General features: G+C 56.3%; 6 protein-coding genes. 3 read left to right on the forward strand and 3 right to left on the reverse strand.

Annotation, left to right across the window (positions count from 1 at the left end):
- The first annotated feature begins 416 nt into the window (after positions 1 to 416).
- Positions 417 to 1,574 (forward strand): M20 aminoacylase family protein, encoded by a 1,158-nt coding sequence (locus IAE30_RS29620; RefSeq protein ID WP_200539503.1) that lies wholly within the window; start codon positions 417 to 419, stop codon positions 1,572 to 1,574.
- Positions 1,575 to 2,012: 438 nt separating this feature from the next.
- On the opposite strand, the gene ybiB is transcribed toward IAE30_RS29620, so the two are convergent.
- From ybiB to IAE30_RS29635, 3 genes are all read right to left on the reverse strand, one after another.
- A complete protein-coding gene (ybiB, locus tag IAE30_RS29625; RefSeq protein WP_200539502.1) occupies positions 2,013 to 2,981 on the reverse strand; it encodes a DNA-binding protein YbiB in 969 nt (322 codons plus the stop codon).
- A 72-nt stretch (positions 2,982 to 3,053) separates the two neighbouring features.
- A complete protein-coding gene (dinG, locus tag IAE30_RS29630; RefSeq protein WP_200681614.1) occupies positions 3,054 to 5,231 on the reverse strand; it encodes an ATP-dependent DNA helicase DinG in 2,178 nt (725 codons plus the stop codon).
- Positions 5,232 to 5,285: 54 nt separating this feature from the next.
- A complete protein-coding gene (locus IAE30_RS29635; protein ID WP_038647992.1) occupies positions 5,286 to 6,182 on the reverse strand; it encodes a LysR family transcriptional regulator in 897 nt (298 codons plus the stop codon).
- Positions 6,183 to 6,306: 124 nt separating this feature from the next.
- Here IAE30_RS29635 and speB point away from each other — a divergent pair, with 124 nt between their 5' ends.
- Positions 6,307 to 7,266: an agmatinase gene (gene speB, locus IAE30_RS29640; RefSeq protein ID WP_234472906.1), complete on the forward strand. Its 960-nt coding sequence runs from the start codon at positions 6,307 to 6,309 to the stop codon at positions 7,264 to 7,266.
- Complete coding sequence (locus IAE30_RS29645; protein ID WP_200681613.1) at positions 7,263 to 8,348, forward strand: iron-containing alcohol dehydrogenase family protein; 1,086 nt, start codon at positions 7,263 to 7,265, stop codon at positions 8,346 to 8,348. Before speB ends, IAE30_RS29645 begins: the two co-directional genes overlap by 4 nt.
- The last annotated feature ends 69 nt before the right edge of the window (positions 8,349 to 8,417 follow it).

Consider the following 8,417-nt stretch of genomic DNA (forward strand, 5'->3'; position numbering starts at 1 on the left):
TCTCTACTCTCTACTCTCTACTCTCTACTCTCTACTCTCTACTCTCTACTCTCTACTCAATGTTTCGTGCCATATCCCGGACTGACAACCATAGATTGCCGCATAAAACTCGTGAATCCCCCCTTTAACCCTTCAGCCCCTACAATCCCTCATTCCCTCATTCCCTCATTCCCTCATTCCCTCATTCCCTCATTCCCTCAGTCCTTAATCCTTAATCCTTAATCCTTAATCCTTAATCCTTAATCCTTAATCCTTAAATGCAGCATGCTGCGGGGCATATTCCATTCCGCTATAGCCTATAGCCAAATTATTCCGTTCCACGATAGACGCCGCCCTGCGCTTACCACTACAGTGGAGACATCGCGTTATGTGTCAGAAAAATCGCAGCAACTGCTGCTGATGGAGAGCCTAACTTTATGAGCCTGCCTGCCGTCCTGCTGGAAAACGCCCTGAAATGGCGCCGTCAGTTACACCAACATCCTGAACTCGGTTACCAGGAGCAACAAACCAGCGAGCTGGTTGCGAACGTGCTCTCTGAAGCAGGATTACAAGTGTTCCGTGGCTTGGCAGGCACTGGCGTGATTGGCACCCTGGAAAACGGTCCTGGGCCGGTGATTGGCTTGCGTGCCGATATGGATGCCCTACCGATGACCGAAAAAGGTGCGCCGGAGTGGAAATCCAGCCGCCCTGGCGTGATGCACGCCTGCGGTCACGATGGACATACGGCGATTCTCCTCGCAGCAGCCTGCCAATTGGCCAGCACCCGCAACTTCAAAGGCACGGTGCACTTCCTGTTCCAGCCTGCGGAAGAGAATCTTGGCGGTGCGCGGAAAATGGTGGAAGAAGGTTTATTTAAGCGTTTCCCAATGGATGCGGTTTACGCCATGCACAACTGGCCGGGTTTGCCGGTGGGTTCACTGGCGGTGAATCCAGGTGCGATGATGGCCTCGCTGGATTCCTTTGAGATCACCCTCAACGGTAAAAGCTGCCATGCGGCGATGCCAGAGAGCGGTGCCGACCCGATGGTGGTGGCAGCAGAATTGATTATGGCGCTGCAAACCATCCCGTCACGTCGTTTGTCACCGCTGGCGTCAGCGGTGGTGAGCGTGACGCAGATCCATGGCGGTGAAGCGATTAATGTGATTCCCGAGCAGATTGTGTTGCGTGGTACGGTGCGATGTTTGCAGACTGACGTACGTGACCGCGTGCGCAGTCTGATAGAAGATTTTGTCACTACCCTGCCGCGCCCGTTTGGCGTCAGCGGCGAGATTCACTGGTATCCGGGTTACCCCGTTACCGCCAACCATGCCCTCCCGGCGGAACAGGTACGTGAGGTTGCCCAGCGCGTGTTAGGCGAATCACAGGTGCATTGGCAGGTGAATCCTTCTATGGCATCGGAAGATTTTGCCTGTATGCTGGAATCCTGCCCGGGTGCTTACTTCTGGCTCGGTGCCGATGGGACAACACCTTCCGCGCCATTGCACAACGCGCATTACGATTTCAATGATGAGTTGCTGCCAATTGGGATCAGTTTCTGGCAGCAACTGGTGGAGAGCGTGCTGGTTAAAGCCTGACTGGCAGGATTCGCGGAATCCATGAATCTCAAACGAGATGGCATATTGATTAAAGCCTGACTGCCGGATTTCCAGAACCAGGAATCTCAATCAAGATGGCATGTTGATTAAAGCCTGACGGCTGGATTTCCCAGAACCGGGAATCTCAAGCGAATTGGCATGCTAGTTAAAGCCTGACTACCGGATTTCCAGAACCGGGAATCTCATGCGGCAATGCATCAGGCAGCGATAGACTCGACGGCGCGACTCAAGCTGAGGGGAATCGGTTACGTGCCCGCCATATACCCAGCCCGCAAAACGCCTCGATGCACGATTGCACGATTGCACGATTGCACGATTGCACGATTGCACGATTGCACGATTGCACGATTGATTTTATATCATCTCTCGGCTGTGCGTTTGACCCGCAACCAAAGGCTGCGGGTATTGTTCAATCCGTCAGATACCAGCTAGCTGCAAGCGGGTTTCCGCCTCATCCAGCGTCGCTGACTCTCCGGTTGCCACTAAGCAGCACGCCAGCTGTAAACGCAGCGCCTGTGGCACCGCTCGTTCGCCGCCCAGCACCTGTTTGATCCAGTCTGCGGTGTCCTGCGCATTTTTACTTTCTGGCAGTTCCACACTGATTTCTGGCTGGCGCTCTACCCACACTTCCGCCTCTGCGCCCGCACCGGCAATGTAGTTAATCGCCGGACAGCGCTGTGGATTGGCATACACTTCACCTTCGGTGCCGTTCAGCAGAATGCCGGGTGCATCGATATCCTGAAAGAACTTGCCGACGCGCGGCACATATTCCGGATGGGAAACACTCGCCAGACGCAACGCGGCACGTTCGGCAAACGGCGTGGCCAGCTTCGCCAGCGTATGTGCGCTGTTACGCACGCCCATGCGCCAGCGCAGCGACAGCTGTTTTGCCATCGGTGCACACAGGTGATCGATGGTGATAAAGGCCAGTTCGCCGCTCTCCAGCTTCGCTTGTGCCTGTTGCGCGTTGGTGACCGGCGCAATATCCAGCGCCGCCAGCACGGCTTCGGTGGTGATGCGCGTCGGATCGTCACTCACACCGTGCAGCAATACCGGAAAACCGAGTTTGCTTAATAGTAAGGCTAACAGCGGCGTGAGATTGCCCTGACGACGTGCGCCGTTGTAGCTGGGGATCACAATCGGCATCGGGCGATTGGCGGGCGGCTGCAACTGCATCATCTGCTGCTGCATGGCGTGGTAAAAACCGCGCATCTCCTCTTCACCTTCGCCCTTAATACGCAGGGCAATCAGCACACCACCAAGTTCCAGTTCGGGTACTTCATCCGCCAGCATCGCGCTGTACAGCGCAACGGCGGTGTCGAAATCGATATCGCGCGCGTGATTCTTACCGCGCCCAATCTCTTTGATGATTTTATTCAGTTCCATCAGGGCATTCCCGCTTCCAGGGCGCGCCGATATCTGGCGGCCAAAAGGTCATTGAGGTGCGCCTGGGCACACCTAAGATTTCTTACTTTTACGCTTCGCTGATTTTACTGGGGCTTTAACCACTGCTTTTACCGCTGGTTTTATGCTGGCTTCAGGCACCATCGGTTGCTCAATCGGAAACACCGGTAAGGCGGCCAGCAGTCGACTGCCATAAGCTTTATTAAGCAGTCGCCGATCGTATATCACGATCTCCCCGAAGCAGTGATGGCTACGAATCAGACGCCCGACCTGCTGAATCAACGTAAACGAAGCGCTCGGTAGACTCTGCACTTCGAACGGGTAGCGTTTAAGGCTCTTCAACCACTCCCCTTCGGTCAAAATTACCGGACTGTCTACCGGGGGAAAAGCGATTTTATGGATATGCACCTGCGTCAGCAGATCGCCCTTTAAATCCAGTCCTTCAGCAAAAGACTGCAGTCCGACCAGAATACTGGTTTGCCCCGCTTCGACTCGCTGGCGATGCAGCTCCACTAAGCGCGAACGAGGTTGATCGCCCTGCACCAGCATCAATAAGCGTAATGCGCTGACATGGCTGACAAACTGCTGCATCGCGCGCCCGCTGGCAAACAGCACCAGCACGCCTTTGTGCTTCTCTTCTGCCATTTGTTGCAGGAAAAATCCTGCCATCTCGGCGATGTGCTCTGCTTCATTCGCCATCAGCGGTTCATAGCGCATTTGCGGGATCACCAGCTTGCCCTGATCGACATGATTAAATGGCGAATCCAGCGCCACAAAGCGATCGCCCGCTTTCTCGTTTAGCCCTGACATCTCTTGCAGCCGATTGAAGCTGTTCAGTGAGCGCAAGGTCGCCGAGGTCACTACCACATGCGGGATTTTACGCCACAGCAGTTTTTCCAGCTGATCGCTGACGCGAATCCCGGCGCAGTGAAACAGCAGATGCGCCTGGCCGTCGCGAATTTCTCGCGTAATCCATTTCGATACCGGCGCATTAGAGGCTTTCTCCATGGCCGCCAGTCGCCAAAGTTTACTGATCGATTCGAACCAGCCAAACTGACGGTTAAGCTGAATAATCGCCCGATGCAGTCGCATAATGTCGGCTTTGCCGGTTTGCTCACCTAACTCATTGAGTAACCCTTCGCTCAACCCGCGTAAGGCATCGCTCAGTTTGAACAACCGTGCGCACATCGTCATCAGTTCTTCCGGCAACTCACCCAGCACAAAACGGAACTCACCCGGCTGGTTGTGCGCGGGTAATAACGGATTCAGCGCATCGCACAGAATTTGCAGCAGTTCACGCATCTCATCACAATGGCCTTTTAACCGCTCAGGGTTGGTCAGTGGAGGAGGCGATTTCGGGCGGAACTGCGCCATGATGGTTTCCACCAGCCGCACAAACAGATCGAGCTGCAAACTGCTCCAGCCGGGGGTGATTTCCGCGCTCATCTCCAGCGCGTCACGCGCCACTTCTGGCAGATGATGACCTTCGTCTAGCACCAGCATCAGGTGTTTGGCAGGCGGTAAGACGGATTCATTCTCCATCGCCGCCATCACCAGCGCATGGTTGGCCACCACCACATCCGCCTGTTCTATTTCACGACGTGCAACAAAGAACGGGCATTCACGATACCAGCGGCAGTGATGCCCCAGGCAGTTGGCTTTATCGGTGGAAAGGCGCTGCCACAGGCTGTCATCAATCGAGACATCGGAGTGATCGCGCAGGCCATCCCATTTGTAGCTGCTGAGTTGCTTTTCCAGTTTGGCGCAGAACTTCTGCTCTTCTTTCGACCCGGTTACCGCTTCTTCATCGAGATACAGCAGTAGGTCACCCTGCTGATCCTCGGTCGCCGCTAGCGCCGCGAGATTGCGCGGGCAAACATAGCGGCCACGACCAAACGCGGCAGTGAAGGTGAGATCGGGGATGATTTTTTTCAGCAGCGGCAGATCTTTGCTGAAGATCTGATCCTGCAGCGCGACGTTGGCGGTGCTGATCACTAACCGCTTCTCTTCGGCGCGGCTCACCGCAATGCCGGGAATCAGATAAGACAAGGTTTTGCCCACGCCGGTGGGAGCTTCAATCGCCAGATGGCGGCCTTCATCACCGGCCAGACTTTTTGCCACTTCGGCAATCATCTGACGCTGGGGCGCACGGGGGATAAAGTCAGGAACCTGCTGCTGCAGCGCCTTATACCATTGCGCAATCTGGCTTTTTATCGCTGCTGTCAGGGCCATGTTCATTACTGTTTGCTGAATTGGCCTGTATTTTTACACAGTATCGGCGCAGCGTCAGCTTTCGCTGCTATTTTTTCGCGCTGGATTCAGAATTTCACGCATCGCGCGGATCAGCGTTTCGCGGGCGCGTCCCCGACGGAAGGCAAAGGAGAACGGTGCGCGGAAGTGAAAGTGTTGCGGCAACAAGCGGCATAGCGTGCCCTGCTGTTCCCCGCTTTGCGCGTAGTGTTCCGGCAAATAGCCGATATATCTCCCGGAGAGGATCAGCGTCAACTGCGCCTCTATACTCTCCACTGAGGCGTTAGTCTGGCGGAAGCCGCGCTTGTTTAACTCCTGCTGATTCCAGTAACGCCGCGTCACCATGCCGGTTTGCTGCACGGTGCGCATATCCGGATCGCCCTGCGCCAGGGGATGTTGCGGACTGCAATACAACCAGTGTTGCTCCTCATAAAGCGGAATGGTGACCAGATTGCTGGCACGCAGCGGAAAGTGCCCGATTGCCAGATCGAGGCGGTCTTCCAGTAACTGCTGCTGCAGTTCGTTGGGATCGCGCACGCTGAGATTGAAAAATACCGCCGGAAAACGCTGATTAAAGCGCGCAATCGCCGCCGGCAGATCCAGCGTGCTGTCGGTGACAGTGGCATCCACCACGCCCAGCGAAAAGGTGCCACCCTGGGCACTTTTTAGCGTCTCAACCTGCTCTTGCCAACCCGCCAGCGTGGCCAGCATTTCCTGACTGTAACGATGAAACTGTTCGCCTTTCGTGGTGAGGGTAAAACCGCCACGTCCGCGCTGACACAGAATAAAACCCAGCTGCGTTTCCAGCTCGCTCATATAGGCGCTAATGGCGGGCGTGGTCATATTCAGCGCCTGCTGAGCACGTGAATAGCCCTGATTCTCCACCACGCTGGCGAACACCTGGAGCAGTTTGAGATTGGGGAGCGTTTGCACCTCATTTCCTTCAGTGATTACAGACTAAAGTTAACCAATCTATGAAGTGATTATTTGCTGTCAAGGATTTTTCCCGCGCCTGCCTCAGGCCATGATGAGACTCACTTAGCCGAAGGAGTTCGTGATGACCGATTTTCCTCAGCCGCAGGGCGGCAACGAGATGCCCCGTTTCGCCGGCCGTGGCACCATGATGCGTTTGCCTGCTGCCGAATCCCCTGCCGATCTTGATGTCGCGTTTGTAGGCATTCCGCTGGATATCGGCACGTCGCAGCGTAGCGGCACGCGCTATGGTCCACGCGCCATTCGCGCTGATTCCGTGATGATTCGCCCGTATAACATGGCGACGGGCGCAGCGCCTTTTGATTCGTTGCGCGTCGGCGATCTCGGCGATGTGCCCATCAATACTTACAGCCTGCTGAAGTCGGTCGATATCATCGAAAACTATTATACCGAGCTGAACCATTGGCCGATTATCCCGTTAACGCTCGGGGGCGATCACACGCTAACGCTGCCGATTTTGCGGGCGCTGGCGAAGAAGCACGGGCCGATGGGCCTGATCCACATTGACGCGCACACCGATACTAACGATGAGATGTTCGGCGAAAAGATCGCCCACGGCACCACATTCCGCCGTGCGGTAGAAGAAGGCCTGCTCGACTGCCAGCGCGTGGTGCAAATTGGTCAGCGCGCTCAAGGCTACGCCGCCGATGATTTCCAGTGGGGCGTCGATCAAGGCTTCCACCTGGTGCCGGCCGAGCAGTGCTGGTATCGATCCATGACACCTCTGATGGCCGAAGTGCGTGCGCGTATCGGCAACGGTCCGGTGTATCTCAGCTATGACATCGACAGTTTCGATCCTGCATGGGCACCCGGCACCGGTACGCCAGAAGTGGGTGGATTGACCTCAATGCAGGGACTGGAGATTGTGCGCGGCTGTCGCGGACTCAATCTGGTCGGTGGCGATCTGGTCGAAGTGTCACCGCCGTACGATATCAGCGGCATGACCTCCCAGCTGGCAGCCAATATCCTTTATGAGATGCTGTGCGTATTGCCCGGCGTCCGTTACACAGAGAAAAAAGCATGACACAACAGAATTTGGTGTTTCCGGCGCGCGTGCTGCGCGGCGCGGGTGTGATCAATCAGCTGGGCGAGATTTGCGCGGGGCTGGGCAAACGCGCTCTGCTGATCGGCGGACATCAGGCACTGCAGTCGGTGGAAGCGCAGGTGCGCGCTCAACTGCTGGCGGCGAACGTGACGCTGCTGGCGCAGGAGTGGTTTGGTGGTGAGACCTCGATTAACCAGATCAACCGTCTGGCCGCCATCGCCACCGAGCTGCAAGCAGAGGTGATCATTGGCGTCGGCGGTGGTAAGTCGCTGGATACGGTGAAAGCCGTGGGGGCGCAGTTGGGGCTGCCGTTTATCACCATCCCGACCATTGCCGCCACCTGTTCAGCAGTGACGCCGTTGACCATTCGCTATGATGATAACGGCAATTTCTTCGATATTTTCCCGCTGCCACAGGCACCCGCGGCAGTGATCATCGATAGCGAGTTGCTGGCTAAAGCCCCTGCTCGCTGGCTGGCTGCTGGTTTGGGCGATACCCTGGCGAAATGGTATGAGTTTCGTGCAGTGAGCGTCAGCCATCCGGCGCGTGAAGGCAATGCATTGTCATCATTGGCTCATAGCCAGATTTGCTATGACGTGATCGCGGAACACGGCCCGGCGGCCTATGCGGCGGTGCTGCGCGGCGAGAGCAGCGCCTCATTGGATCAGGTGCTGGATGCGATCTTTACCTGGGCCGGATTGACCTCGCTGATGAGCAACGGCGCTCACGCAGCGGCTTCACATGCGATTTATGAAGGTTTTACTTTCTGTGATAAGACGCGTGAGTTTGGCCATGGCCTGCTGGTTGGCTTTGGCAACTTGTGCCTGTTGGCGCTGGAAGATCGCAGCGATGAAGAGGTACTGGATGAGATGCGTCTGGCGTGCGATTGCGGTGTGCCATTGACGCTGCATGAGATTGCCGAGTTGGATGATGCCGAGCTGGCGCTGATTGTGCGTGAATCCGTGCATGCACCGGACATGGAGAATATGTCGGTGGCGGTCACCGAAGCCCGCCTGCTGGCGGCGATGCAGCGGATTGAAGGGTTGGCTGATCGGGTTTAAACCCGGGGGTGAGTGCTTGTGCGGGCCGTAGCACCGCTGCTGCTGCCGGGCAGTCCTCGCGCCGCTGAC

Source organism: Pantoea sp. S61 (assembly GCF_016625145.1).
Classification (GTDB): Bacteria; Pseudomonadota; Gammaproteobacteria; order Enterobacterales; family Enterobacteriaceae; genus Pantoea; species Pantoea rwandensis_B.

Bases quoted from the DNA above. Each gene is read 5' to 3' on its own strand.
- IAE30_RS29645 (WP_200681613.1), top strand. From the start codon at position 7,263: ATGACACAACAGAATTTGGTGTTTCCGGCGCGCGTGCTGCGCGGCGCG.
- dinG (WP_200681614.1), bottom strand. From the start codon at position 5,231: ATGGCCCTGACAGCAGCGATAAAAAGCCAGATTGCGCAATGGTATAAG.
- IAE30_RS29620 (WP_200539503.1), top strand. From the start codon at position 417: ATGAGCCTGCCTGCCGTCCTGCTGGAAAACGCCCTGAAATGGCGCCGT.
- speB (WP_234472906.1), top strand. From the start codon at position 6,307: ATGACCGATTTTCCTCAGCCGCAGGGCGGCAACGAGATGCCCCGTTTC.
- ybiB (WP_200539502.1), bottom strand. From the start codon at position 2,981: ATGGAACTGAATAAAATCATCAAAGAGATTGGGCGCGGTAAGAATCAC.